This window comes from Streptomyces sp. NPDC046261 (assembly GCF_040646235.1).
Taxonomy (GTDB): Bacteria; Actinomycetota; Actinomycetes; order Streptomycetales; family Streptomycetaceae; genus Streptomyces.
Window position 1 is genome coordinate 262,128 of the sequence record NZ_JBEYZU010000008.1, and the last position, 24,863, is coordinate 286,990.

The 24,863-nt window shown below is 72.6% G+C and carries 24 protein-coding genes and 3 tRNA genes; 17 read left to right on the plus strand and 10 right to left on the minus strand.

The annotated features are described in order from the left end of the window. The first annotated feature begins 178 nt into the window (after nt 1-178). On the plus strand, nt 179-1,228 hold the full coding sequence (locus ABZ956_RS17785) for a helix-turn-helix domain-containing protein (protein WP_361893827.1): 1,050 nt from the start codon (nt 179-181) through the stop codon (nt 1,226-1,228). Nucleotides 1,229-1,244: 16 nt separating this feature from the next. Here ABZ956_RS17785 and ABZ956_RS17790 read toward each other — a convergent pair whose 3' ends face one another. The 4 genes from ABZ956_RS17790 to ABZ956_RS17805 all read right to left on the minus strand — a co-directional run bounded on the left by ABZ956_RS17790 (nt 1,245) and on the right by ABZ956_RS17805 (nt 6,272). Continuing rightward, on the minus strand, nt 1,245-2,081 hold the full coding sequence (locus ABZ956_RS17790; protein ID WP_361893830.1) for a carbohydrate ABC transporter permease: 837 nt from the start codon (nt 2,079-2,081) through the stop codon (nt 1,245-1,247). 2 nt (nt 2,082-2,083) lie between these two features. After that, nucleotides 2,084-3,010 carry a sugar ABC transporter permease gene (locus ABZ956_RS17795; RefSeq protein ID WP_361893833.1) on the minus strand — a complete coding sequence of 309 codons (927 nt, stop codon included), beginning with the start codon at nt 3,008-3,010 and terminating at the stop codon, nt 2,084-2,086. Further along, entirely contained in the window at nt 3,007-4,272 is a 1,266-nt protein-coding gene (locus ABZ956_RS17800) for a sugar ABC transporter substrate-binding protein (protein WP_361893836.1), read from the minus strand. Before ABZ956_RS17800 ends, ABZ956_RS17795 begins: the two co-directional genes overlap by 4 nt. Nucleotides 4,273-4,394: 122 nt before the next feature. Then, entirely contained in the window at nt 4,395-6,272 is a 1,878-nt protein-coding gene (locus ABZ956_RS17805) for an APC family permease (protein ID WP_361893839.1), read from the minus strand. A gap of 220 nt (nt 6,273-6,492) precedes the next feature. Here ABZ956_RS17805 and ABZ956_RS17810 point away from each other — a divergent pair, with 220 nt between their 5' ends. Beyond that, complete coding sequence (locus ABZ956_RS17810; RefSeq protein WP_361893842.1) at nt 6,493-7,098, plus strand: hypothetical protein; 606 nt, start codon at nt 6,493-6,495, stop codon at nt 7,096-7,098. Here ABZ956_RS17810 and ABZ956_RS17815 read toward each other — a convergent pair. Then, nucleotides 7,095-8,027: an oxidoreductase gene (locus ABZ956_RS17815; protein WP_361893845.1), complete on the minus strand. Its 933-nt coding sequence runs from the start codon at nt 8,025-8,027 to the stop codon at nt 7,095-7,097. The genes ABZ956_RS17810 and ABZ956_RS17815 overlap by 4 nt on opposite strands. 158 nt (nt 8,028-8,185) lie before the next feature. Here ABZ956_RS17815 and ABZ956_RS17820 point away from each other — a divergent pair, with 158 nt between their 5' ends. The 5 genes from ABZ956_RS17820 to ABZ956_RS17840 all read left to right on the plus strand — a co-directional run bounded on the left by ABZ956_RS17820 (nt 8,186) and on the right by ABZ956_RS17840 (nt 11,714). Then, a complete protein-coding gene (locus ABZ956_RS17820) occupies nt 8,186-8,833 on the plus strand; it encodes a hypothetical protein (protein ID WP_361893848.1) in 648 nt (215 codons plus the stop codon). A gap of 88 nt (nt 8,834-8,921) precedes the next feature. Next, complete coding sequence (locus tag ABZ956_RS17825) at nt 8,922-9,707, plus strand: TSUP family transporter (protein WP_361893851.1); 786 nt, start codon at nt 8,922-8,924, stop codon at nt 9,705-9,707. Nucleotides 9,708-9,912: 205 nt separating this feature from the next. Beyond that, entirely contained in the window at nt 9,913-10,791 is an 879-nt protein-coding gene (locus tag ABZ956_RS17830) for a hypothetical protein (RefSeq protein ID WP_361893854.1), read from the plus strand. 105 nt (nt 10,792-10,896) lie between these two features. Next, nucleotides 10,897-11,481: a DUF2975 domain-containing protein gene (locus ABZ956_RS17835; protein ID WP_361893856.1), complete on the plus strand. Its 585-nt coding sequence runs from the start codon at nt 10,897-10,899 to the stop codon at nt 11,479-11,481. Next, nucleotides 11,481-11,714, plus strand: a complete 234-nt coding sequence (locus ABZ956_RS17840; protein ID WP_361893859.1) for a helix-turn-helix transcriptional regulator — start codon at nt 11,481-11,483, stop codon at nt 11,712-11,714. The genes ABZ956_RS17835 and ABZ956_RS17840 overlap by 1 nt, the downstream gene beginning before the upstream one ends. Nucleotides 11,715-11,727: 13 nt before the next feature. On the opposite strand, the gene ABZ956_RS17845 is transcribed toward ABZ956_RS17840, so the two are convergent. Together ABZ956_RS17845 and ABZ956_RS17850 are read right to left on the minus strand one after the other, a co-directional pair. Beyond that, a complete protein-coding gene (locus ABZ956_RS17845; RefSeq protein WP_361893862.1) occupies nt 11,728-12,831 on the minus strand; it encodes an NAD(P)/FAD-dependent oxidoreductase in 1,104 nt (367 codons plus the stop codon). A 230-nt stretch (nt 12,832-13,061) separates the two neighbouring features. Next, the gene (locus ABZ956_RS17850) at nt 13,062-13,769 is read right to left on the minus strand and encodes an ElyC/SanA/YdcF family protein (protein WP_361893864.1); all 708 of its coding nucleotides are present in this window, start codon (nt 13,767-13,769) and stop codon (nt 13,062-13,064) included. A gap of 100 nt (nt 13,770-13,869) precedes the next feature. Here ABZ956_RS17850 and ABZ956_RS17855 point away from each other — a divergent pair, with 100 nt between their 5' ends. From ABZ956_RS17855 to ABZ956_RS17870, 4 genes are all read left to right on the plus strand, one after another. Beyond that, nucleotides 13,870-15,222: a deoxyguanosinetriphosphate triphosphohydrolase gene (locus ABZ956_RS17855; protein WP_361893867.1), complete on the plus strand. Its 1,353-nt coding sequence runs from the start codon at nt 13,870-13,872 to the stop codon at nt 15,220-15,222. A 156-nt stretch (nt 15,223-15,378) separates the two neighbouring features. After that, the gene (locus ABZ956_RS17860) at nt 15,379-16,641 is read left to right on the plus strand and encodes an FAD-dependent oxidoreductase (RefSeq protein ID WP_361893870.1); all 1,263 of its coding nucleotides are present in this window, start codon (nt 15,379-15,381) and stop codon (nt 16,639-16,641) included. A 112-nt stretch (nt 16,642-16,753) separates the two neighbouring features. Next, entirely contained in the window at nt 16,754-18,676 is a 1,923-nt protein-coding gene (gene dnaG, locus ABZ956_RS17865) for a DNA primase (RefSeq protein ID WP_361893873.1), read from the plus strand. Between the two features lie 188 nt (nt 18,677-18,864). Then, entirely contained in the window at nt 18,865-20,004 is a 1,140-nt protein-coding gene (locus ABZ956_RS17870; RefSeq protein WP_361893876.1) for an RNA polymerase sigma factor, read from the plus strand. Between the two features lie 18 nt (nt 20,005-20,022). Here ABZ956_RS17870 and ABZ956_RS17875 read toward each other — a convergent pair whose 3' ends face one another. Both ABZ956_RS17875 and ABZ956_RS17880 read right to left on the minus strand, forming a co-directional pair. After that, nucleotides 20,023-21,459 (minus strand): FGGY family carbohydrate kinase, encoded by a 1,437-nt coding sequence (locus ABZ956_RS17875; protein WP_361893879.1) that lies wholly within the window; start codon nt 21,457-21,459, stop codon nt 20,023-20,025. Nucleotides 21,460-21,522: 63 nt separating this feature from the next. After that, nucleotides 21,523-21,810: a YtxH domain-containing protein gene (locus ABZ956_RS17880; protein ID WP_361893882.1), complete on the minus strand. Its 288-nt coding sequence runs from the start codon at nt 21,808-21,810 to the stop codon at nt 21,523-21,525. A 185-nt stretch (nt 21,811-21,995) separates the two neighbouring features. Between ABZ956_RS17880 and ABZ956_RS17885 the strand changes: the two genes are divergently transcribed. From ABZ956_RS17885 to ABZ956_RS17895, 3 genes are all read left to right on the plus strand, one after another. Continuing rightward, nucleotides 21,996-22,068, plus strand: a tRNA-Asn gene (locus ABZ956_RS17885). Nucleotides 22,069-22,073: 5 nt separating this feature from the next. Next, nucleotides 22,074-22,146: transfer RNA gene (locus tag ABZ956_RS17890), tRNA-Asn, on the plus strand. A gap of 176 nt (nt 22,147-22,322) precedes the next feature. Further along, a tRNA-Ile gene (locus ABZ956_RS17895) sits at nt 22,323-22,396 on the plus strand. 152 nt (nt 22,397-22,548) lie between these two features. Here the strand turns inward: ABZ956_RS17895 and ABZ956_RS17900 are convergent. Next, nucleotides 22,549-23,067 carry a DUF4396 domain-containing protein gene (locus ABZ956_RS17900; protein ID WP_361893885.1) on the minus strand — a complete coding sequence of 173 codons (519 nt, stop codon included), beginning with the start codon at nt 23,065-23,067 and terminating at the stop codon, nt 22,549-22,551. A 133-nt stretch (nt 23,068-23,200) separates the two neighbouring features. On the opposite strand from ABZ956_RS17900, the gene trxA reads away from it, so the two are divergent. From trxA to ABZ956_RS17915, 3 genes are read left to right on the plus strand one after another with little or no spacing between them, the layout of a single operon-like run. Next, nucleotides 23,201-23,590, plus strand: coding sequence for a thioredoxin (trxA, locus tag ABZ956_RS17905; RefSeq protein WP_361893888.1), 390 nt, complete (start codon nt 23,201-23,203; stop codon nt 23,588-23,590). Then, the gene (locus ABZ956_RS17910) at nt 23,583-24,209 is read left to right on the plus strand and encodes a histidine phosphatase family protein (RefSeq protein ID WP_361893934.1); all 627 of its coding nucleotides are present in this window, start codon (nt 23,583-23,585) and stop codon (nt 24,207-24,209) included. The genes trxA and ABZ956_RS17910 overlap by 8 nt, the downstream gene beginning before the upstream one ends. Before the next feature lie 53 nt (nt 24,210-24,262). Beyond that, complete coding sequence (locus ABZ956_RS17915) at nt 24,263-24,688, plus strand: OsmC family protein (protein ID WP_361893891.1); 426 nt, start codon at nt 24,263-24,265, stop codon at nt 24,686-24,688. The last annotated feature ends 175 nt before the right edge of the window (nt 24,689-24,863 follow it).

The window sequence follows — 24,863 nt, forward strand, 5'->3', positions numbered from 1 at the left end:
CTCGCCACCCCCCACGGGAACGAGCGGGTGCGGCCCTGAGTGCGTGAATAGCATTTCGCTTCTGCGATGTTCGCCGCGAGTCCTTTCAACTGTGGCCAAAAGGGCGTGGTAACACCGCGTATCGGTGTGCATACTCAGTGGGCGGGGGGTGGTTGCGGATGTCTCATGTGGGGGTTTGGTGCTGCGTGTCCATTTCACTGGACTCGATCTGGCCCGGTTGCGCCTGGCCGGAGACCCGGACGTGCTGTGGGAAACCGTATTGAGCCTGCACCGGCTCCGGGACAAACAAGGGGAGTCGATCTTCGGGGATTGGCGCTCGGAAACCCGTCCTCGGTTGAATGGTGAAACGCGGCTACTGGCGCCGCTGGTTCCGCCCCGTGGTTATTTCCCGGACTTCCTGACGCCGCCCGAAGGGTTACTCGGACTCGAGTCCGGCATACAGGCGCTGCGGGCCACGCCCGCCGACCGGGTGCACGAGGAGCTGGGCAGGCTGTCCACCGTGCGCACCCTGCCCGCTTGGATACGATCGCTGGCCGAGGGCGACGCCCGTGCGTTCGGCAAGCTGATCAGCGCCCTGCATTCCTACCATCAGGCGGCCATCGCCCCCTACTGGGCCCACATCCAGGCGCAGATCGAGGCCGACCGCGCCATCCGCGGCCGGGCCCTGCTGGACGGCGGCGCGGACGCCCTGCTGTCCTCGCTGCCGCCCACGATGCGCTGGCAGGCGCCGGTGCTGGAGGTCGACTACCCCGTCGACCGCGACCTGTACCTGGGCGGACGCGGTCTGCTGCTCCTGCCGTCGTTCTTCTGCCGGCGCACCCCGGTGACCCTGCAGAACGCCGAGCTCACGCCCGTCCTGGTCTACCCGGCCCGGGCCATGTCGGAGTCCGCGCCCGCGGTCCCGGCCGCCCCGCGCTCGCTGGGCAAGCTCGTCGGGCACACCCGCTCGGCGGTCCTGGGCTCCATAGGGGGCGGCTGCACGACCAGTGAACTCGCCCGCAGGGTCGGGGTGTCGGCGGCGTCGGCCAGCCAGCACGCCGGCGTCCTGCGCGAGGCCGGCCTGGTGCTGACGCTGCGCAACGGCAGCGCCGTCATGCACACCCTCACGCCCCTGGGCGCAGCCCTGCTGCGTGGCGGCCACCGCGGCCCGCAGGGCCGCGCCCGGGTCCAGTCGTCGATGCCCGAGCGCTCGACGCCCGCCACGATGCTGCAGTTCCCCGGGGGATGACCGCCCCCCGGTCCGCTCAGTCGTCGATCCCCGAGCGCTCGACACCGGCCACGATGTAGCGCTGCAGCAGCAGGAAGACCACCAGCAGCGGCAGGATCGAGACGGCGGCCGCCATGAACAGTTCGTGCAGGTTGACGGTCTGCGCGGTGGTGAAGGTCGACAGCGCCACCTGGACCGTCCACGAGCTGCGGCCCTGGCCGATGACCAGCGGCCACAGGAAGGAGTTCCAGGCGCCGATGAAGACGATCGTGCCGACGGCCGCGAAGACCGGCCGGGAGTTGGGCACGACCACGCGCCAGTACGTGCGCCAGTAGCCGAGCCCGTCGATCTGCGCCGCGTCCTCCAGCTCACGCGGGAAGCCCAGGAAGTACTGGCGGAAGACGAAGCACGCGAAGGCGCTGAAGAGCGTCGGCACGATCAGCCCGCGCAGGGTCGAGACCCAGCCGAGCGAGGAGACCAGCACGAACGACGGCACGAACGTGACGGCCGCCGGGACCATCAAGGTGCTCACGACCGCGTAGAAGACGGCGTTCGCGTGCCGGTAGGGGATGCGGGCCAGTCCGTACCCGGCGAGGGAGGCGAGCAGCAGCGTGCCGGCGGTCGTGGCGAACGCGATGAGGGAGGAGTTCAGCAGCGCGTGCGCCATGGGGACGTCCGGGTCGGCGAACAGCTCGCGCACGTTCGACCACCGCGGATCGCTCGGGAAGAACGTCCAGGTGGGGGCGGTGATCTCCGCCTCGGAGGCCAGGCCGTTGCGGACGATCAGATAGAAGGGGACCAGGAACAGCGCGGCCAGCGCGATGAGCAGCACCAGCCGCAGCGCGCGCCCGGCGCGGACGAGAGCGTTCTCCACGGCTAGTGCTCCTCCTTGCGGCCGAGCCCGGACCAGCGGGCCTGTACGACGGTCACCACCGCGATGATCAGCGCCAGGATCACCGCGCCCGCGCTGCCCAGCCCCAGGTCCTGGCCCTGCCCGAGCGCGGTGTAGTACAGGTAGACCAGCGGCGGCCGGGCGTAGGGCGGGTAGCCGCGGGCGTCGGAGAGCAGGTTGTAGAACTCGTCGAACGCCTGGAAGGCGGCCACGACCAGCAGCAGCACCACGGTGACCGAGGTGGTGCGCAGGGCGGGGAAGGTGATGTGCCGGAACGTCTGCCAGCCGGGCCGGGCGCCGTCGAGCGCCGCCGCCTCGTACAGCCGCACCGGAACGCGCTGCAGCCCGGCCAGGAACAGCACCATGTAGAAGCCCGCCTGCAGCCACAACCGCACCGTGACGATGACGAGCCAGTACCAGGGCGGGTCCGTGGCCGCCAGCCAGGCCACCGGCTCCGCGCCGAACCAGCCCAGCACGGTATTGGCCAGTCCGAAGCGCACGCCGTTGAAGACCGACAGCTTCCAGACCATCGCGGCGACGACGTACGAACAGGCGGCCGGCAGGAAGAAGACCGACCGGAAGAACGCCTGCGCGAAGCGCAGCCTGTTCACCGCCAGGGCCAGGCCGAGGGACAGCGCGTAGGTGGCCGGCACGATGAAGGCGGTGAAGACGGCGAAGGTCACCAGCGACGAACGGAAGGCCGGATCGCCCAGCATCGCCGTGTAGTTGCCCAGCCCCACGAAGTCGGTGGGGGAGACGGTGTTGTGGGCGTCGAAGAAACTGAGGTACACGCTCCAGGCGAGCGGTACGTACGTGAAGAGAGCGAGCCCCGCTACGAACGGGCCCACGAAAGTCCAGAACCAGAAGGTACGGTTCCGCTGCCGTGGCCGGTCGCCGCGCGCCGTGCTCATGATCCCTTCCGCACCCGGCGCAGCTCCGCCTCCGCCTTGCGGACGGCGGCCTTCAGCTCGCTGCCGGGGTCGGCCCCGCCCTTGATGATCCGGTTGAGGGCATCCTGATAGGTGGTTTGGCTGGGCGGCGTCCACAAAAGGGGCTGCGCCGCGAAGCCGTGCTCCGTGGTGAACCGTACGACCTCGGCCGCCGGGCCCTTCTTGAGCCGGTCCGCCTTCGCGGCGAGCGAGGTCCGGGCGGGGATGTGGAAGCCGTAGGACAGCGCGAAGTCCTCCTGGTGGTCGGTGCGTTCGATCCACAGCCACTTCACGAACGCCTTGGCCGCCTCCCGGTGTTCACTGCGGGCGCTGACTGCGGCCGTCCAGGCGCCGACCGGGACGGCGGGCCGGCCGGCCGGGCCGTCCGGCGGGAACGGGAGCACCCCGAAGTCGTCGCCGAGCGCCTTCTTGATCTGCGGCAGCGCCCACAGCCCCGACCACTGCATGGCGGTGAGGCCCTGGACGAACGCGGAGGGATCGGCCCAGTCGGTGGGCGCGCCCAGCAGCAGCGACTTGTCGGCGTACAGCCGGTGGAGCTTGCCCAGGGTGCGGGCGGCGGCCGGGTCGTCGAAGCCGACGGTTCCCTCGGGGGTGACGAGCGAGAGTCCGGCGGCCCGCAGGGGGGTGCCGGCGAGGGCGCCCGCGCCCCCGTCGTTGCCCAGGAAGAGGCCCTTGACCTTGGAGTTCGAGAGCCCCCGCGCGGCGTCGACGAGCTCGTCCAGGGTGCGGGGCGGCCGCACGCCGGCGGCCTCCAGCAGGCTCTTGCGGTAGTAGAGGAGCTGGGTGTCGACGACCTGGGGGATGCCCCAGACGCGGCCGTCGTGGGTCTTGGGGGCGAGGACGGCCTGGCTGAAGTCGCTCTTGACATCCTTGACCAGGTCGGTCAGATCGACGATCTGCCCGCCCTGGATCTGGTCCAGCGTCGGGCCGTTGACCTCGAGGACGTCCGGGCCGGAGGAGGTCAGCAGGGCGGCCGCCGTCTGCTGGTCGTAGTTGCCCGGCCGCCACTCCACCCGGACGTCCGCGTGCGGGTACGCGGCGGCGTACCGCCCCACCGCCTGCCGGGTGCCGGCCTCCCCGTACTGGTGGTACCACTGCGACAGGCGGGGTCGGTCCGAACCCCCGCCCCCGCGACCGGTGTTCGAGCCGCACGCGGTGGTGAGGCCGCCCGCCAGGGCGAGACCGGCGCCGCCGGTCATGAGCTGTCTGCGGCTGATCGGCATGTCGGCTCTTCCCCTCCGCGTCGGGACCGTACGGATCAACGATCAACGATGAAGGGGAATTACGACAGAGCGCTTACCGCCGCGTGTCGGCCGTCCCGGTGCCCGCCCCGGCCTGCCTCGTCTCAGGCCGCCTGCCGCGTATCGATCCGGAACCGGAGCCTGCAGATGACCGCGTCGGTGTCCCGGCGCACCGCGTGGGCGACGACCGCGCCACGCTGGTTCTGCAGCAACCGCTGCCAGATGTGCGCGGGCTCCACCTCGGGGATGAGGACGGTGACCCGGTTGTCGGGGTGCTCCCCGGCCAGTTCGCGGACGTACGCGACGATCGGGCCGCCCAGGGAGCGCGAGGCGGCGGGCAGCTCGACGAGGTCGACGCCGGGGCGCCACAGCTCCCAGTCGCGGCGCAGCGACTCCGCCGCCCGCCGCCCCTCCGCGTCGGGGTGGGTGACGGTGACGGCCACCACCTCGTCGCCGAGCGAGACGGCGGCGGTCAGCGCCTTGCTCGTCAGCCGGGACAGCGAGGAGACGGGCACGACCACCACGGAGTGGCAGCGGCGCGGCGGCTCGGGCACCCGGCCCAGCTCCAGCCGGTCGCCGATCCGCCCGTACGCCCGGTGGACGGCCTCGAAGGCCAGCACCAGAAGGGGCAGCGCGACCACGATCAGCCAGGCGCCCTCGGTGAACTTCGTCGCCGTGACGACGACGGCGCTGACGCCCGTGAGCACGGCCCCGAAGCCGTTGAGCAGCGCCTTGCCCCGCCATCCGGCGGAACGTTCCTGCCGCCAGTGGCGGACCATGCCGGTCTGGCAGATGGTGAAGCCGACGAACACCCCGATCGCGAACAGCGGCACCAGCGTGTTGACGTCGCCGCCGGAGAAGACCAGCAGCAGCGCCGAGACGGCCGCCAGCGCCAGCACACCGTGGCGGTGGACCTGACGGTCGGCCTTGAGGCCGAAGACGTGCGGCAGGTAGTTGTCGCGGGCGAGCAGGCCCATGAGGACCGGCAGCCCGCCGAAAGAGGTGTTGGCCGCCAGCGCCAGGAGGATCACCGTCGCGAACTGCACTACGTAGAAGGCCCAGTTGTGGCCCAGGGAGGCGTCCGCGAGCTGGGCCAGGACGGTGACGCCCTCGACCGGCTGCAGATGGAAGCGGCCGATGAGGACCGACAGGCCGATCAGCATGACGCCCAGCAGCGCGCCCAGCGCGACCTCCGTGCGCTGCGCGCGACGGGCGGCCGGGGCACGGAACGTCGGCACCGCGTTGGCGACGGCCTCGACACCGGTGAGCGCCGAGCAGCCGGCGGCGAACGCCTTCAGCAGCAGGAGGGCGCCGACGGTGGTGGCGTCGTCGCCGAGCGCGGAGGCGTGCCCGGCGGCGGCCTCGGTGCTCACGGGCGCGGCACGGAAGAGGCCCACGACGATCAGGGTCAGGATCGAGCCGACGAAGACGGCGGTCGGCACGATGAACGCCTTCGCCGAGTCCACGATGCCGCGCAGGTTCACGCCCGTGACCAGCGCCAGCACGCCCAGACAGATCCACAGCCGGTCGTCGTGGAGGGAGGGGAAGGCGGACGTCAGCGCGGCGACGCCGGCGGTCACCGACACGGCCACGTTCAGCACGTAGTCCAGCACCAGGGACGCGGCGGTGAACAGGCTCGTGCGCCGGCCCAGGTGGCGCTTGGCGACAGCGTAGGAGCCGCCGCCGTCCGGGAACGCCGCGATGACCTGACGGTAGGAGGCGACGAGCACGGCCAGCAGCGCGGCGATCGCCAGCGTGACCGGCAGAGTGAAGCCCAGACCGTGCGCCCCGGCCGCCGCCAGCACCAGGACGATCGCCTCGGGCCCGTAGGCCACCGACGCCATCGCGTCGAGCGACAGGGCCGCCAGGCCCTGGGTGGCCGTCAGCCGGTGCCGGTCCTCCGCCACGGGCCGCCCGGCGCCGGTATCGGGCGGCTCCTCACCGGCACCGACAGTGTGCTCCGAATGGGCCAGCATGGACATTTTGTCGTACCTCCGTTGTGTCGGAGGCCCAGCGTGCGCCCGCGCCCCTGCGGCGACGACCGGCATTGGCGCCCTCTTGGCGGATTTTGGCGCCATCCATACGCCTTCTTGACGCCCCGTGAGAGAAGGCGTCAGCGAGCCGCAAGGATTGGCCAAGACCGCGTCAGCAGGGCGTCAACATCCCGCGTACCGCCCGCCGCGCGCCTCTAGCGTCAGCATCATGGGACGCCGACAGACATTACGGGCGCGTACGCGGACGCGTGAGGCGTACGGCCGGGGACCGAAGGCCCGCCCGCCCGCGGACGGGGCGCGGGCCTGGGACCGGCACTGGCGGCGCGAGGCCCGCGCCGCCTGGTGGTGCGGGCTCGCCCTCGGGGCCGTGCTCCTCCTCGCCGACCTCGCCCGCGGCAGCCTCGACTGGCCACGCGGCTGCTGCTGGGCGGCCATCGGCGGGGCGCTCGTCGCGGTGCTGCGGCCCCCGCGGATCACCGCCGGCGAGAACTGGCTGGCCGCACGCGGCCTGCTGCGCGAGCACCGCGTACGCACCGACCTGCTCACCCAGGTGCGGCGTGCCGACGGCATCGCCCCGCGCCTGGTACTGCGCGACGTCGCCGGCAACCGCGTGGAGCTGGACCCCGCCGTTCTGGCCGCCAACCCCCTGCTGTGGCACCACCTCGACGCCGGCGCCCGCCGCGCCCGCGCCCGGGGCCTGCTGCGCGAGGGCGCCCAGCCGCTCCAGGCCCTGGCCGCCCGCATCGACGACGAGGGCGCCCACCGCCTGCTGAAGGACGCGGGCCTGACCACCGCGCCCCCACAAAAACCCTAGGCGGCGCCCCGCCACGCGTACCGGACCCCCGTCAGCCGCTCCGACGCCGCCCACAGCCCCGCACTCGCCCGGTCGTCCCGCGTCCAGCCCGCCCGCACCGACCGCGCCGGCGCCCCGCGCCACAACTGCACGCGCGGCCCGAAGAAGTCGTCCTGCTCCACCCCCGGAGCCGTCGCGGCGTACAACGACGGCAGCGCGCCGTCCTCCGCGCTCTGCGCCACGGTGCGGTTGAAGAACTCCACCACACGCTCCGCCCAGGCCCGTCCCTCCATCCGCACCCCGGCCGTCTGCAGATTGGTCGCCGCGTACCCCGGGTGCGCGGCGACCGCCACCACCGTCGAGCCCTCGGCCGTCAGCCGCCGCGCCAGCTCGTGCACGAAGAGCAGATTGGCGCTCTTGGAGCGGCCGTAGGCGATCCAGCGGCGGTAGCGGTGGTCCATGTTCAGATCACGCGGGTCGACGTTGCCCAGGAAATGCAGCCCGCTGGAGAGCGTGACCACCCGCGCCCCGGGCCCGGCCGCCCGCAGCCGCGGCAGCAGCAGGCCCGTCAGCGCGAAGTGGCCGAGGTGGTTGGTCCCGAACTGCGTCTCGAAGCCGTCCACCGTTCTGCGCTGCGGCAGCGCCATCACCCCGGCGTTGTTGACCAGCAGGTCCAGCCGGTCCTCCGGGAGGTCCGCGGCGAACGCCCGCACGGAATCGAGATCCGCCAGGTCCAGCCGCGCCAACCGCACGTCCGCACCCGGCGCCTGGGCCCGCAGGAGCTCCTCGGCCGCCTTGCCGCGCGTCGCGTCCCGGCAGGCCAGCACCACACGCGCCCCCTTGCGGGCGAGCTCCCTGGCGGTCACGTAGCCGATGCCGCTGTTGGCGCCGGTCACCACGGCGGTGCGGCCGCTCTGGTCGGGGATGTCGCTCGCGGTCCAGCCGTTCATGTCCGATGTGCTCCTCTGAGATCCGTACCCGGCGGTTACGAGTGAGTAGCGTGGTGTGGCCCAGCCTAGGCCGGAAGGCTCGCACAGGCGCCCGGCTTCTCCGCCCGACCGCGGGAAAACCACCTGCCGCGTGTCGGTGGCGTTGGTACGGTCACGCCATGTCGCCCATGCACGCCGCGCCCCAGCCCGTGACCGCCGACGACGTCGAGGAGGCCGTCCAGCTGATGCTCACCGCCCTGCGCGGTGCCCCGGAGGGAAGTTGGGGCAACCGCGCGGGCACGCTGGAGTGGGACTGCTGGGAGACCGTCGAGCACCTCGCCGACGACATGTTCAACTACGCCGCCCAACTGGCGCCGCCCACACCGCCCTTGGACGGCTGGGTCCCCTTCGTCCTGTCGCGCCTGCGCCCGGGCGGCCCGCAGGAGACGATCCACGCCGAGCGCGGGGCGGGGCTGCCGGGGCTGTTCCAGGTGCTCGAGGCGAACGCCGGGCTCCTGGCGGCGATGGTCCGTACGAAGCCGCCGCACACCCGGGCGTTCCACAGCTACGGGGTCGCGGACCCCGCGGGCTTCGCCGCCATGGGCGTCATCGAGACCCTGGTGCACGCCCATGACGTCGCCCAAGGGCTGGGCGTCGCCTGGGAACCGCCCGCCGAACTGTGCGAACGGGTCCTGGCCCGGCTGTTCCCCGACGCCCCCACCGACGCCGAGCCGTGGCCCACCCTGCTGTGGGCCACCGGCCGCACGGAACTGCCCGCGCATCCGCGCCGGGCCTCCTGGAAGTGGGACAGCGCGCCCCGGGAGTGACCCCGGCGCCGGCAAGGGCCTTGCCGTAAAGGGCCCTTACCCGGGGGTGCGGCCACGGGCGCCGACGCGGTGCCCGTACGATCCGCCGGTGAGCCCCGACATATCCCTGACAACGCTGATCGTTCTCTGCCTGGCCGCGGGCGCGGCCGGATGGATCGACGCCGTGGTGGGCGGCGGCGGCCTGCTCCAACTTCCCGCCCTGCTCGTGGGCTTGCCGCACATGGCGCCCGCGCACATCCTCGGCACCAACAAGGCCGTCGCCATCTGCGGCACGACCGCCGCGGCCGTCGCCTACACCCGCAAGGCGCCGATGGACCTGCGCACCGCCGTGCGCATCGGCCTCGCCGCGCTCGGCGGCTCGCTGGCCGGGGCGTTCTTCGCCTCGGGCATCAACAGCGCCGTCCTGCGCCCTTTGATCATGGTCGTCCTGCTGGCCGTCCTCGCCTTCGTCCTCCTGCGCCCCACCTTCGGCGTGAGCACCGCCCCCGCCGCCCCGGCGACCCGGCGGCGCGTCCTCGCGGCGATCGCCGTGGCGGGTCTGGGCATCGGCTTCTACGACGGGCTCATCGGCCCCGGGACCGGCACGTTCCTGGTGCTCGCGCTCGCCGGGATCCTCCACATGGACCTGGTCACGGCCTCCGGCACCGCGAAGATCGTCAATGTCTGCACCAATGTGGGCGCGTTGGTGACCTTCTCGGTCCAGGGCGCCGTCCTGTGGCAGATCGCCGCCCCGATGGCCCTGTTCAACCTCACCGGCGGGGCCGTGGGCGCGCGCATGGCGCTCAAGCGGGGGAGCGGCTTCGTACGGGGCGTGCTGGTCGTGGTGGTCGTGTCGCTGGTGTGCAAGCTGGCCTATGACCAGTGGGGCGGATGAGGCAGGCCGCGCCACAAGGGACGGCTTTGGTGTCGTTATTTCTTGTTTTATCGGTCATTCGTACGACCGGCAGTGCGGAAAGCGGTCCGGTGCACGGCGATCGGGCACGGGGCGGTTAGCCTGACCCTGCCTTTGCGTACCTTCCCGACGGCTGGGGGCGCCCGTGCATTTCTCCCGGTGGAGCCGGGCCCGATGGGTCCGGGCCGTGCTCGCGGGGCTGTATGTGGTCACGCTCGCGGCCGCCGTGCCCAGGGGCGCCGGCGGGCACGGCCGGGACGGCTCGTGGTCGAGCGCGGAGGCCCGGCGCTTCTGGGGGCCCTCGCGGATGGCCGCCTCCACCGGCGACGCGGACGCCGACGCCGCGGGCGGGGACCCGCGCATCACCGGCAGCGCCCGCCACTTCGAGGGCGTGCCGACGGTCGGCGTGCTCTTCTACGTCGGCGAGGACATGCGCGACCACCACTGCACCGCCAGCGTGGTGCACAGCCCCAAGGGCAACCTCATCATCAGCGCCGGCCACTGCGGCTTCGGCGACGACGCGGCCTTCGTCCCGGACTACCGCCAGGGCGAGCGCAAGCAGCCCTACGGCGTCTGGGCCGTCGACCGCACCTTCGTCGACCCCCGGCGCGAGGACTACGGCGACGGCTCCGACCTGGACTTCGCCTTCGCCACGGTCAGACCTGACGGCCGCGGCCGCCAGATCGAGCGCGTCACCGGCGCCAACCGCCTGGTCCGCACCCCCGGCGACACCAACCGGGTGACCGTCATCGGCTACCCGAGCGCCGACAGCGACCCCGCCGACCAGGCCATCCGCTGCACGGCCCTGACCAGCCGACTGGAGGGCCACAGACAGCTGACGATGCGCTGCGACGGCTTCTTCTCCGGCACCTCGGGCAGCCCCTGGCTGATCCACTTCGACGAGAAGACGAAGACGGGCGACCTCATCGGCGTCCTCGGCGGCCTCAACGGCGGCGGGCCCGACGGCGAGGAGAGCGACAAGATCTCCTATAGCCCCCTCAACGGCGACGAGATCTTCGCGCTCTATCTCGACGCCATCAACGGCCGCGAGCCGAAACGGGCCTGAGCTCCTTCTTCACGGTCCCAGCCAGGGGCCCCTGCCGTCGACTTGTCGAATAACGATATGCCCCTCTAGGCTGAGGCTTATCGAAAATCGATAAGGGAGGCAGCGATGAACTCGCGACTCACGAGGACCCTGGCCTCGGTGACCTTCGCGCTGGCGGTGCTCTGCGGGCTCGCCTTCATCGGCACGGGCGTCACGCACATGCTCGACGACGGGGCGGTCTGCGTGCAGACGGACTTCTGGCGCAACGCCTCCCTGGCGGACGACCTCCCGATCGGCAAGGGCGTGAAGGCGTCCAGCAGTGCCACGCGCCTGTGCCAGGACAGTCCCTCCGCGGGGCAGCGCGCCGCCGACCTCGGGGGCGAACTGCCCTGGCTGCTGTTCGGCTCCCTCGCGCTGCTGCTCTTCTCGCGGCTGCTCAAGGCCGTCCAGATGCAGGGGCCGTTCACCGACGCGGTGGCGCAGCGGCTCTCCGTCCTCGGCTGGTTCATCACCCTGGGCACGCCGCTGGCCGGCCTCGTCGTCGGCTGGTCGCAGTCCTGGCTGGTCGGGAGCATGGCGCCGGTCGCGGGTTCCGGGCCGACGGTCTCCGGGCCGCTGGTGCTCGTCCTCGCCGGCCTCGCCGCAGTGATCATGGGGAAGATCATGCGCGAGGGCGTGCGCATGCGAGAGGACCTCGAAGGGACCATCTGATGCCCGAGGAGGAACTCCACGCGATCCGGATCCACCTCGACCGGCTCCTCGCCGAGCGCGGCATGACGCTCACCGAGCTGTCCGCGCAGGTGGGCATCACCGTCGTCAACCTGTCCGTGCTCAAGAACGGGCGGGCCAAGGCCATCCGCTTCTCGACCCTGTCGAGGATCTGCGATGTCCTCCAGTGCCAGCCGGGAGACCTGATCACCCACGACCCCGCCGACCGGGCCTAGCCGGTTACGTACGTCACGAGCCGTGGGCCGCGCTGTCGCCGGAGAAGATCACCGAGAAATCGACACCTTCGAAAGTGGCGTCCTCGGCGCTGCGGGGGAACAGGGCCCGCTCGTATTCCGTGAGGGCGGCCTCGATGTCATCGGGGTGTGCGACGAGGGCCTTGCCGAGTTCGGCGCCGTCGAGCATGGCCAGGTTGGCGCCTTCGCCGTTGGGGGCCGAGAGGTGTGCGGCGTCGCCGAGCAGGGTCACCCCCGGTATCCGGTCCCACCGGTGCCCTGTCGGCAGAGCGTAGAGGGGGCGCAGGACCGGTGCGGTGTCGCTGTCGGTGATCAGCGCGGTGAGCTCCGGCGCCCAGCCGTCGAGCTCGCGCGCGACGCGCGCGGTGGCCGCGGCGGCGTCGGTGAAATCGATGGCGGCGAACCAGTCCCGCGGCTCGGACAGCCCCACGTAGGCGTGCAGAGTGTCGCCCTTTTCCCGGTGAGCGAAGATCTCCCTGCCCGGCGTGTACGCGATCATCGACCCGCCGCCGACCGCTTTCGCGGCGGCCGGGTGCCGGCTGTCGGCGTCGAACAGGTAGGTCTCGACGACCGACTTGCCGGTGTACTCGGGTGTGGCGGTGGAGAGCAGCGGCCGGACCCGCGACCACGCGCCGTCCGCGCCGACCAGCAGGCTGGTGACGAGGGTGCCGCCGTCGGCGAACGTCACCTCGTGGCGCCCCTCGCCGAGGGTACGGGTGCTGCTGACCTTGTGCCCCCACTGGACGGTACCGGCCGGGAGTGAGTCGAGCAGGATCTGTCGCAGCTCGCCGCGTTGCACCTCGGGGCGTCCGCCCGTGCCGTCGTCGGCTTTGTCGAGCAGGACGGACCCGTTCGGGTCGAGGACCCGCATCGCCTGGCGGCCCTCCAGGATGATGGCGTGGAACTCGTCCATCAGGCCGGCGGCCTGGAGGGCGAGCTGCCCGTTGTAGTCGTGGATGTCGAGCATCCCGCCCTGCGTGCGAGCCGTGGGGGAGGACTCCGCCTCGTGGACCGTGGACGGGATTCCGTGGAGGTGCAGGACGCGGGCCAGGACAAGTCCGCCGAGTCCTGCGCCGATGATCGTGACGGGGCTGTGCATGGGGGCTCCTTCGGAATCGGGGCCGCCCGGTGAGCGCCGGTCGGCCGTCTCCGGAAAGGTGTCAAACCCCGCCGACGAGCCGCCGACAGCGGACCGGCAGCCTCGACAGATGACCGACACCACGGCTCCGAGCGCGGCCGCGGCGGACCGACCTGCCCCTGGCGATCGCGGACTCCTACTCCCGCCCCGACCTCGTCCACCTGACCGTCACCGACGCCCTGTCCGGCCCGTCAGCCGGCCAGCGCCCGCTGCACCCCCGGCTCGTGCGGGCCGAGGAACGAGGGCCTGGGCCGCACGAGCGCGTCCAGCGCCGCCTTGCCCGCCGCGACGACCTCGCGCGCCCCGCCCGCGTACCAGGTCACGTCGTGCTTGGCGGTCACCCCGACGCCGTACGCGTCGATCCCGGCCGCCTCGCACAGCGCCAGGGCCCGGCGTATGTGGAAGCCCTGGGTGATCAGCACGGCCCGCTTCACCCCGAAGATGCGCTGGGCGCGGGTGCACGAGTCCCAGGTGTCGAAACCGGCGAAGTCGCTGACGATGCGGTCGTCGGGCACCCCGCGCTCCGTCAGATAGGCCCGCATCGCGTCCGGTTCGTCATAGTCCTCACGGCTGTTGTCGCCGGTCACGAGCACCACACGGACCTTGCCCGCGCGGTACAGCTCGGCCGCCGCGTCCAGCCGGTGCGCCAGATACGGGGACGGCTTGCCCTCCCACAGCCCCGCCCCGAAGACCATCGCGACCGGCGCCGACGGCACATGCGCCATGTCGCGCACCCGCGGCGAGCCCTCCGCGTACACCCACGTGGCGGGCAGCAGCGCCAGCACACAGGCCGCCATCACGACCCACAGCGCACGCCGCCTGCCGCTCCTGGTGGCCGGCAACCGCAACGGCGACCGCAACCGCGGGCGCACCTGTCGCACCGGACCCGCCGAATCCATGAAACCTCCCCGTCCGCGAGACCAACGCGGCGGGCTTCCAGGAGGTTCCCGGACCGCACGCGCATCGCTGCTGTCACACCCTGGGGCTACCGTCGGGGGTATGAACGGCAGCACAGCAGGGACCGCGTCAGAGAAGCCCGGCATCGCCGGATACGAGCCGTCCGACCTGGAGCGCTGGGCGCCCGAGCCCGACAAGCGCCCCGGCCGCACGGCCTTCCAGCGCGACCGGGCGCGCGTCCTGCACTCCGCGGCGCTGCGCCGCCTCGCCGGGAAGACCCAGGTCGTCACCCCGGGCGTCAGCGCCCAGGCCTGGGACGCCAGCCCCCGCACCCGGCTCACCCACTCCCTGGAGTGCGCCCAGGTGGGCCGGGAGCTGGGCGCCGCCCTCGGCTGCGACCCCGACCTCGTCGAGGTCGCCTGCCTGGCCCACGACCTGGGCCACCCGCCCTTCGGGCACAACGGCGAGCAGGCCCTCAACGAAGTGGCCGGACCCTGCGGCGGATTCGAGGGCAACGCCCAGTCGCTGCGCCTGCTCACCCGGCTCGAGCCCAAGCGCTTCGTGCCCGACCCCGCCACCGGCGAGCTCGTCAGTGTCGGCCTCAACCTCACCCGCGCCACGCTGGACGCCGCCACGAAGTACCCGTGGGCGCGCGGCGGCCACCCCACCGACCCGGCCTCGGGCAAGTTCGGCGTCTACGCCGACGACGTCCCCGTCCACACCTGGCTCCGCAAGGGCGCCCCCGGGCACCGCCAGAGCTTCGAGGCCCAGGTCATGGACTGGGCCGACGACGTCGCCTACTCCGTGCACGACGTGGAGGACGGCCTCCACGCCGGCCACCTCGACCCGGGAGCCCTGCTCGCCGAGCCCGAGCGCCGCGAGGTCTTCGCCGTCGCCGCCGGCCGCTATGCCCCCGGCGCCGCGCCCGAGGAGCTCGCCGAGGCCCTGGACCGCCTCCTCGCCCAGGAGTGGTGGCCGCACGGCTACGACGGCTCCGCCGTCACCCAGGCCCGCCTCAAGGACGCCACCAGCCAGCTCATCGGCCGCTTCTGCCTCGCCGCCGAAGCGGCCACCCGGGCGGCCCACGGCCCCGCCCGGCTCACGCGCTACCACGCCGAGCTCGTCGTCCCCCGCGGGACGAGGCTGGAGTGCGCGGTGCTCAAGGCCGTCGCCGACCGCTACGTGATGCAGCGCGAGGACCAGGAGAAGCTCCGCTCCGAGCAGCGCATCGTGATCGCCGAGCTCGCCGAGGCCCTGATCGCCCGCGCCCCCGACGGCCTCGACCCGCAGTTCCGCTCCCTGTTCACCGAGGCCCGCGACGACGCCGGACGGCTGCGCGCCGTCGTCGACCAGATCGCCGCGCTCACCGACAGCTCCGCGCGCTCCCTGCACGCCCGGCTCGTCGGCGCGGGCGCACCGCCCCGGCCCGGGCCGCCGGCCGGCCCCCGGGGATGAGCCGCCCGGCCCTTGCGGGCGGCGGGCGGAGCCGGGTAGTCCCTCTACCGGCGGCACGCCGGGTGCGGGACTCTCGGCAGTGGCGCATTCCGACCGGGGGCGACAACCGCAGACGCGTCAGCAGACACGGACTGCGCGGCAGCGAGGAGGCAGCAAGTGGTGGACGCACACCAGACGTTCGTCATCGTCGGAGGGGGCCTGGCCGGTGCCAAGGCGGCCGAGACTCTCCGCGACGAAGGCTTCACCGGCCGGGTGATCCTCATCTGTGACGAACGCGAGCACCCCTACGAGCGGCCGCCGCTGTCCAAGGGGTACCTCACGGGCCGCGACGCCCGCGACAGCGTCTTCGTCCACAAGCCCGACTGGTACGCCAAGGCCGACATCGAGCTCCACCTCGGCCAGCCCGCCGTCCACCTCGACCGCGAGGCGAAGTCGGTGCGGCTGGGCGACGGCACCCTCGTCCACTACGACAAGCTGCTGCTCGCCACCGGTGCCGAGCCCCGCCGCCTCGACATCCCCGGCACCGGCCTGGCCGGCGTCCACCACCTGCGCCGCCTGGCCCACGCAGAGCGGCTGCGCGGCGTGCTGTCCTCCCTCGGCCGCGACAACGGCCACCTCGTCATCGCCGGCGCCGGCTGGATCGGCCTGGAGGTCGCCGCCGCCGCCCGCGGCTACGGCGCCGAGGTGACCGTCGTCGAGCCCGAGCCGACCCCGCTGCACACCGTCCTCGGCCCCGAACTCGGCGCCCTCTTCACCGACCTGCACACCGAGCACGGCGTCCGCTTCCACTTCGGCGCCCGCCTCACCGACATCGCCGGGCACGACGGCATGGTGCTGGCCGCCCGCACCGACGACGGCGAGGAACACCCCGCCCACGACGTCCTCGCCGCCATCGGCGCCGCCCCGCGCACCGCCCTCGCCGAGGCCGCCGGCCTCGCCCTCGTCGACCGCGCCGACGGCGGCGGCATCGCCGTCGACGCCTCCCTGCGCACCTCCGACCCCGACATCTACGCCGCCGGCGACGTCGCCGCCGCCGAGCACCCCTGGCTGGGCACCCGGCTGCGCGTCGAGCACTGGGCCAACGCCCGGGGCGAAGGCCCCGCCGCCGCCCGCGCCATGCTGGGCCAGGAGGTCTCCTACGACCGGGTGCCGTACTTCTTCTCCGACCAGTACGACGTGGGCATGGAGTACTCCGGCTACGCGCCCCCCGGCTCCTACGACCAGGTGGTCTGCCGTGGCGACGTCGGAAAGCGCGAGTTCATCGCCTTCTGGCTGCACGAGGGCCGGCTGCTCGCCGGGATGAACGTCAATGTGTGGGACGTCACCGAGCCGATCCAGCGCCTCATCCGCTCCGGCGCCCCCCTCGACCCCGACGCCCTCGCCGACCCGGCCGTCCCCCTCGACTCCCTGGCCGGCTGACCCGGCCGCCCTTCACTCAGCACGTACTTTTCACGCCCCCTTCGCCCCGTACCGTGCCGGTCCCGGCCGCGGGGCGGACGGGAGTGTCGGTGGGCCACCGTAGAATTCACGCGTGGCAGGCAGGATCAACGATGACGATGTGAGGGCGGTCCGGGACGCGGTCCCGATCGACGCCGTCGTGTCCGAGTACCTCCAGCTGCGCAACGCGGGCGGCGGAAACCTCAAGGGCCTGTGCCCCTTCCACGACGAGAAGTCCCCGTCCTTCCAGGTCAGCCCCGCCAAGGGGCTCTTCTTCTGCTTCGGCTGCCAGGAGGGCGGGGACACCGTCGACTTCATCATGAAGATCGACCACCTCTCCTTCGCCGAGACGATCGAGCGCCTCGCCTCCCAGGCCGGCATCACCCTGCGGTACGAGGAGGGCGGCTACACCCCCGGCCGCCAGCAGGGCGAACGCATCCGCCTCGTCGAGGCCCACAAGATCGCCGCCCAGTTCTACGCCGACCAGCTCGGCAGCCCCGAGGCCGAGATCGGCCGGAAGTTCCTCGCCGACCGCGGCTTCGACCAGGCCGCAGCCCAGCACTTCGGCGTCGGCTACAGCCCCGCCGGCTGGGACCACCTCACCCGCTTCCTGCGCGGCAAGGGCTTCAGCGACAAGGAGCTGCTCCTGTCCGGCCTCGCCCAGGACAGCCGCAGCGGCAAGCCCATCGACCGCTTCCGCGGCCGCCTGATGTGGCCCATCCGCGACATCACCGGCGAGGTCATCGGCTTCGGCGCCCGCAAGCTCCGCGACGACGACAACGGCCCCAAGTACCTCAACACCCCCGAAACGCAGATCTACAAGAAGTCGCACGTCCTGTACGGCATCGACCTCGCCAAGAAGGACATCGCCAAGACCAACCGCGCCGTCGTCGTCGAGGGCTACACCGACGTCATGGCCTGCCACCTCGCCGGCGTCACCACCGCCATCGCCACCTGCGGCACCGCCTTCGCCGGCGACCACATCAAGATCCTGCGCCGGCTGCTGATGGACAACGCCGCCTCCGAGGTCGTCTTCACCTTCGACGGCGACGCCGCCGGCCAGAAGGCCGCCCTGCGCGCCTTCGAGGACGACCAGAAGTTCGCCGCCGAGACCTCCATCGCCATCACCCCCGGCGGCATGGACCCCTGCGAGCTGCGCCTCGCCGAGGGCGACGACGCCGTCCGCACGCTCGTCGAGACCCGCACCCCGCTGTTCGCCTTCGCCATCCGCCAGGTCGTCGCCCGGCACAATCTGGAGACCGCCGAGGGCCGCGCCGCCGCCCTGGAGGCCGCCGCCCCCATCGTGGCCGGCATCAAGAACGGCGCCATCCAGCACGAGTACGCCGTCCAGCTCGCCGGCATGCTCGGCATTCTCGACACCCAGTTCGTCGTCCGCCGCGTCGGCCAGCTCGCCCGCTGGGCCCGCGACCGCGGCCGGCGCCCCGGCCAGGACCAGGGACGTCCCCAGCACCGGGACGGCCGGCAGGGGGCGCCCACGGCCGACCGGGCGCCCGACCGGGCCGCCCCCCGCGGCGGCCCCGCGCTCAACCTCCGCAGCCCCGCCCACCGCACCGAGCGCGAGCTGCTCAAGCTCGCCCTGCAGCGCCCCGAGCTGGTCGCCCCCGCCTTCGACGCCTACGGCGAGGACGAGTTCACCGCCCCGCCCTACGTGCTGGTGCGCCGCGCCATCGAGGAGGCCGGCGGCGTCACCCACGCCGACGACGGCTATCTCGCCAAGGTCCGCGACGCCGCCCCCGACGACACCGTCCGCGCCCTGGTCACCGAGCTCGCCGTCGAGGCCATCCACGCCCGTACGGTCGACGAGACCTACGCCGGCACCCAGCTGGTGCACGTGCGGCTGCGGGCCGTCGAGCGGCGCATCGAGGAGGTGCAGGCCGGCCTCATCCGCCTGGGCGCCCAGGCCGCCCCCGACCACCTCGCCGCCGTACAGAACGAGCTGTGGGTCCTGCAGCAGTACGGCAAGTCCCTCAAGGACCGCGGCGCCGCCGCGCTGTAAGCACCTTCGCGCATCGGTCGCGTAAGCAGCCGGTCACGGTCCGGGCTCAGAAAGTGAGCGCACGCCCCTCGTGGCGGGCCCGCGTCGTACCCCACACTGGTGGGCGGTGCCTGAGTCCTCGGAGCGTGGCAGGCCCGGCCTGCCGGACCCGGATTCCCCCGCGAAGCCGCTCCAGCTCCCCGGCACGGGTGGCGGCCCGGCCGCCACCGCGCCACGAATGCTCTGCCGCATGCTCTGCCGCCTCAGCAGCGATCACCCTGGAGGTCGCCCCCGTGCAGACCCGGACCCCGACCCTGCCTCAGGCCCTGGCCGACCCGGCACCGAGCGTGCCGCGGCAGGCCGAGCCGCCCGCGTCCGAGACCCTGGCCTTCGCCGACGAGGCGGCCCCGGAACCGGCCGTGAAGGCCGACACCAGCGGCCCCTCCTCCGATCTCTTCCGCCAGTACCTGCGCGAGATCGGCCGCATTCCGCTGCTGTCGGCGGCGGAGGAGGTGGAGCTGGCCCGCCGCGTCGAAGCCGGGCTCTTCGCCGAGGAGAAGCTGAGCAGCACCCCCGACCTCGACACCCAGCTCGCCCTCGACCTCGACCGCCTGGTGGTGCTCGGCCGGATGGCCAAACGCCGCCTCATCGAGGCCAACCTGCGCCTCGTCGTCTCCGTCGCCAAGCGCTACATCGGCCGCGGACTGACCATGCTCGACCTCGTGCAGGAGGGAAACCTGGGCCTGATCAGGGCAGTTGAGAAATTCGACTACGCCCGGGGCTACAAGTTCTCGACGTACGCCACCTGGTGGATCCGCCAGGCCATGTCGCGGGCGCTCGCCGACCAGGCCCGTACGATCCGGGTCCCCGTCCACGTCGTGGAGTTGATCAACCGCGTGGTGCGGGTGCAGCGCCGCATGCTCCAGGAGCGCGGCTACGAACCCACCGCCGAGGAGGTCGCCGCCCACCTCGAGCTCACCCAGGAACGCGTCAGCGAAGTGCTGCGCCTGGCCCAGGAGCCGGTCTCGCTGCACGCCCCCGTCGGCGAGGAGGACGACGTCGCGCTCGGCGACCTCATCGAGGACGGCGACGCCACCTCGCCCGTGGAGTCCGCCGCCTTCCTGCTCCTGCGCGAGCACCTCGAGGCGGTGCTCTCCACGCTCGGCGAGCGCGAGCGCAAGGTCGTCCAGCTCAGGTACGGGCTGGTCGACGGCCGGCCGCGCACGCTGGAGGAGATCGGCCGGATATTCGGCGTCACGCGCGAGCGCATCCGCCAGATCGAGTCCAAGACCCTCAACAAGCTGCGCGACCACGCCTTCGCCGACCAGCTGCGCGGCTACCTCGACTGAAGGCGCCGCCGAAGGCGCTCAGGACGCGTTGAACGCACCCGGATGGGTCTGCTCGCGCACGGTCACGTACTGCTGGCGCACCGCCTGCCCGACGCCCAGGTCATCGCCGGAGGGGTCGAAGACCTGGCTGGCGGCGGCAGGCCACAGCGGGGGCTGCTGCGGGGACAGCACGCCCTGCTGCACGCCCAGGGACCAGGCCGCCTGCCGGGCCGCGCCCAGCGCCGCGTAGTCCGCCGGCTGCGGCACGACGACCTGCGCCCCGAACAGCGACGGCGCGATCGCCTGCACGGCCGGCAGCTCCGCCGCCGCGCCCAGCAGGAACACCCGGCGCACCTCGACGCCGCGCCCGCGCAGCACGTCCAGGGCGTCCGTGAGCCCGCACAGCATGCCTTCGAAGGCCGCCCGCGCCAGGTGCTCCGGCTTCATGCTCTCGCGCCGCAGACCGGCCAGGGTGCCCGCCGTGTGGGGCAGGTGCGGGGTCCGCTCGCCCTCCAGGTAGGGCAGCAGCACCAGCCCGTAGGAGCCGGGGGAGGACTTCAGGGCGAGGTCGGACAGGCCCGGCAGGTCCGTGCCCAGCAGCTCGGCCGTGCCCCGCAGGACGCGTACCGCGTTGAGCGTGTGCACGACGGGCAGATGCATGCCGGTCGCGTCGGCGAAGGAGGTGATGGTGCCCGTGCTGTCCGCGAGGGCCGAGTGGTGCACGGCGAAGACCGAGCCGGAGGCGCCCATGGAGATCACCGCGTCGCCGAGCCCCACGCCCAGCCCGAAGGCCGCCGCCATGGTCTCGCCCGTACCGACGGAGATCAGCAGCCCCTCGGGGGTGTGCCCGGCCGGCTCGGCGGGCCCCAGGACCTCGGGCAGCGCGGCCTGACGGCCCAGCGCCAGCTCCACCAGATCCGGCCGCCAGCTGCCCGTGGCAGCCGACCAGAAGCCCGTGCCGGAGGCGTCACCGCGGTCCGTCGTGCACCGCGCCGGGCGGCCCAGCAGCTGCCACACCAGCCAGTCGTGCGGCTGCAGCACGGCGGCCACCCGCGCGGCCGACTCCGGTTCGTTGCGGGCCAGCCAGCGCAGCTTCGCCAGCGGCTGCGCCGCCTGCGGCACCGCCCCGACCGCCTCGGCCCAGGCGGCCCGGCCGCCCAGCGCGTCGGTCAGATCGGCCGCCGCGGCCTGCACCCGCTTGTCGTTGCCGAGCAGGGCCGGGCGTACGAGCACGCCGCCCGCGTCCAGCGTGAGCAGGCCGTGCTGCTGCGCGGAGACGCCGATGGCCTGCACGCCTTCCAGCAGCCCGCCGGTCGCCGCCTCGCCCAGCGAGATCAGCCACGCCTGTGGATCGCCTTCCGGCGACGACTGCGGATGGGGTGCGTAACCCTGCCGGAGCACGGCACCCGTGTCCGTATCGCACACGACGATCCGCGTGCTCTCTGAGGAACTGTCCAACCCGGCGACTATGCCCATGCCGAGATGATGCCAAACCATCGGCGCCGGCCCCGCATCGGTAGGGCGTTGGCCGCCCGCCGGTCAGGTGTTGCTGGTGCCCCAGTCGTCCTCGTCGGCCCCCCGCTGCTCCCGCAGGGACCGGATCCGGCTGGTCACCGAGCCGGGCAGCCGCTCGCCCACCTTGTCGAGGGCCCTGGCGGCCAGCGCCCGGCCGTTCACCGCGGCGGTCTCGGCGGTGTTGCGCACCGCCGGGTTCTGTGCCACCCGCTGCGCTCCCTTGCGCAGCTCCTCGTACCGCTCGCGCCCGGCGCGTGCGCCGAGCACGTACCCGACAGCCGCGCCGGTGATGAACGTCAGCCGGTAGCGCATCGCGCCCCATCCTTCCGTTGGATCCGCTGTGCTGCCGCCTACCCGGCCGGACCGAAGGTCACTCCCGGGGTCCGGGGGGATACCGATTGGCGGAGCACCCCCCTGCTTGCGCTAATGTATGTGTCGCAGCGAGCGCACGCCGCCCGGGAGACCGGACCGGGGTGCATTCGAGGCAAACGCGACAATCCCCTGTAGCTCAATTGGCAGAGCAGCCGGCTGTTAACCGGCAGGTTACTGGTTCGAGTCCAGTCGGGGGAGCGCGGTCCCTTGTAGCTCAATTGGCAGAGCAGCCGACTGTTAATCGGCAGGTTACTGGTTCGAGTCCAGTCGGGGGAGCAGTGAGAGAGGGCCCTCCGGGGTCCTTTTTTCATTCCGGAGGGAACCGAACCGCCGTGATCGAAGTCCTCATGGTCAGACCGATCACACGATACGGCCCCTCCGGGGCAGCAGATCGTATGAGCGGCTATGCTGCGGCAGACGGCGCGCACAGATGTGCGCGACGCGCCGTGAACGGGGCGGTAGCTCAGCCGGTTAGAGCAGCGGACTCATAATCCGTCGGCCGTGGGTTCGAGTCCCACCCGCCCCACTCACGCGCCGTAGGTGCAGAAACGTTGCGACCTGCGGTTTCAATGCCCCGACCGGTCTCTGCCGGGCGGGGCGTCGTGCTGTCGGGGGCCGGACGCACGGCGACCACCGCCACCATGTGATCCACATCTCGCATGCCGATCGTCGTGCGGCTCAGTGGTGGGCGTGGGCGACGGCGTGGCCCTTGCCACGGCCGATCAGCCACTTGTTGACCGGGGTGGTGACGACGAAGGCGACGGCGAAGCCGCCCAGGAGCGCGTACCAGAAGAGGGCGTCGGTGAGGTGGGCGTCCAGGGCGCCGGGCACGAGGGCGATGATGGCGTTGTCGACCGTTTCCATCAGGGCGATCGAGACGGTGTCGGCGGCCAGTGCGACGCGGACGGCGGCCTTCAGGCCCAGGCCGGCCCCGCGCACGGCGTAGAGGGTGAAGGAATAGCCGAAGAGGAACGCCAGGGCGACGGCCAGGATCATGGTGGGTGCGTTGTGCCAGGCCAGGGCCGTGCCGATGACCATGCCGAGGATCTCACCGATGGCGCAGCCGGTCAGGCAGTGCGCGGTGGCCCGCGCGGCCGTGCCCCAGGACGCCCGGCCCGGGCCGGGCCCGGTGGGGGAGCCGTGGGCGGCGCGTTCGCCGGCGGTCGGGCCGGCGTGGTGGGCGGTGTGGTCCCTCATGTCCGTCTTCTTTCCCGCTTCCAGTGTGGACCGGTGCCCGGGAGCGCGCGGAATACACCGTCGTACCGGCCCGTTGCCGCCCTTGGGCCACACTGGACCGACGGACGAGAGACCCGGAAGCGGGTGGGCGGGCATGAGCGGCAGCACCGTGGAGCTGACCAAGGAGAACTTCGACGAGGTCGTGTCCGGGGGTGGGTTCGTCCTCATCGACTTCTGGGCCGAGTGGTGCGGGCCGTGCCGGCAGTTCGCGCCCGTGTTCGAGCGGGCGGCCGGGAAACACGACGACCTGGTGTTCGCCAAGGTCGACACCGAGGCGCAGCCGGAGCTGGCCGCCGCGTTCGAGATCCGGTCGATTCCCACGCTGATGATCGTGCGGGAGAACATCGCGGTGTTCGCGCAGCCCGGGGCGTTGCCGGAGGCGGCGCTGGAGGACGTGATCCGGCAGGCCCGGGAGCTGGACATGGAGGAGGTGCGGGCCGCCGTGGCGCAGGAGCAGGGTGGGGCGCGTGACGGCGATGAGTGAGCTGCTGCTGATCCGGCACGGGGAGACGGCGTGGAGCCGGGACGGGCGGCACACCAGCTGGACCGACAAGCCGCTGACCGAGCGCGGTGAGCGCGAGGCGGAGGGGCTGCGGCCGTGGCTGGAGGGGCGGGACATCGGGCTGGTGCTCGTGAGCCCCATGGCGCGGGCCGCGCGCACGGCCGAGCTCGCCGGGCTGAAGGACGTACGCACCGAGCCCGACCTGCGCGAGTGGGACTACGGCGGTTACGAGGGCATCACCACGGCCGAGATCCAGCGGAGCCGGCCCGGCTGGTTCCTGTTCGACGACGGTGTCGTGCCCGGCCCGGACGGGCATCCCGGTGAGTCGCCCGGGCAGGTCGGGGCGCGCGCCGACCGCGTCCTGGCGAGGATCGCACCCCGGCTCGAGGACCGCGCCGGCGGCGATGTCGTCCTGGTCGCGCACGCCCACTTCCTGCGGGTGCTGACGGCTCGTAGGCTCGGGCTGCCGCCCTCGGCCGGCGCGCTGTTCCGGCTGGACACCGGCACCGTCAGCAGGATCGGCACCGAGCACGGACGCCCGGCGCTGGTCGCCTGGAACGGGCGTGTCGGAACCGGGGCCGGAGCGGCGGGGGCACGATGATCGGGGAGTTGTCCCCGATCTTTATATGACCCGTTCTTCACATGGAGGAACCCGTGGCCACCAACCGCATCGCGACCACCGCCTGGGAAGGCGAACTGCTCAAGGGCAGCGGTGTCGTCAGCTTCGAGTCGTCCGGCATCGGTGAGTACCCCGTCTCCTGGCCCTCGCGCGCCGAGCAGGCCAACGGCAAGACCAGCCCCGAGGAGCTGATCGCGGCCGCGCACTCCAGCTGCTTCTCCATGGCCCTCTCGCACGGCCTGACCGGCGCCGGCACGCCGCCCACCCGCCTGGAGACCAAGGCCGAGGTGACCTTCCAGCCCGGCGAGGGCATCACCGGCATCCACCTGACCGTCCGGGGCGAGGTGCCCGGCCTGGACGAGGAGGGCTTCGTCGCCGCGGCCGAGGACGCCAAGAAGAACTGCCCGGTCAGCCAGGCGCTCGCCGGGACGACGATCACCCTCGCCGCCGAGATCGCCTGAGATCGCCTGAGATCGCCCGAGATCGGACGAGGCCGGGCGGGGCCGGACGAGTCCGGTCACACCTCGCGGCGGCGGCCCCATGCAGGTCCTTCTTGTCCTGGTCGGACAGGCCCTCGCGGCTGTCGGAACCGACGATCAGGTAATTGGTGCCCTCACCCGCCGGCGGCCGCTCCTG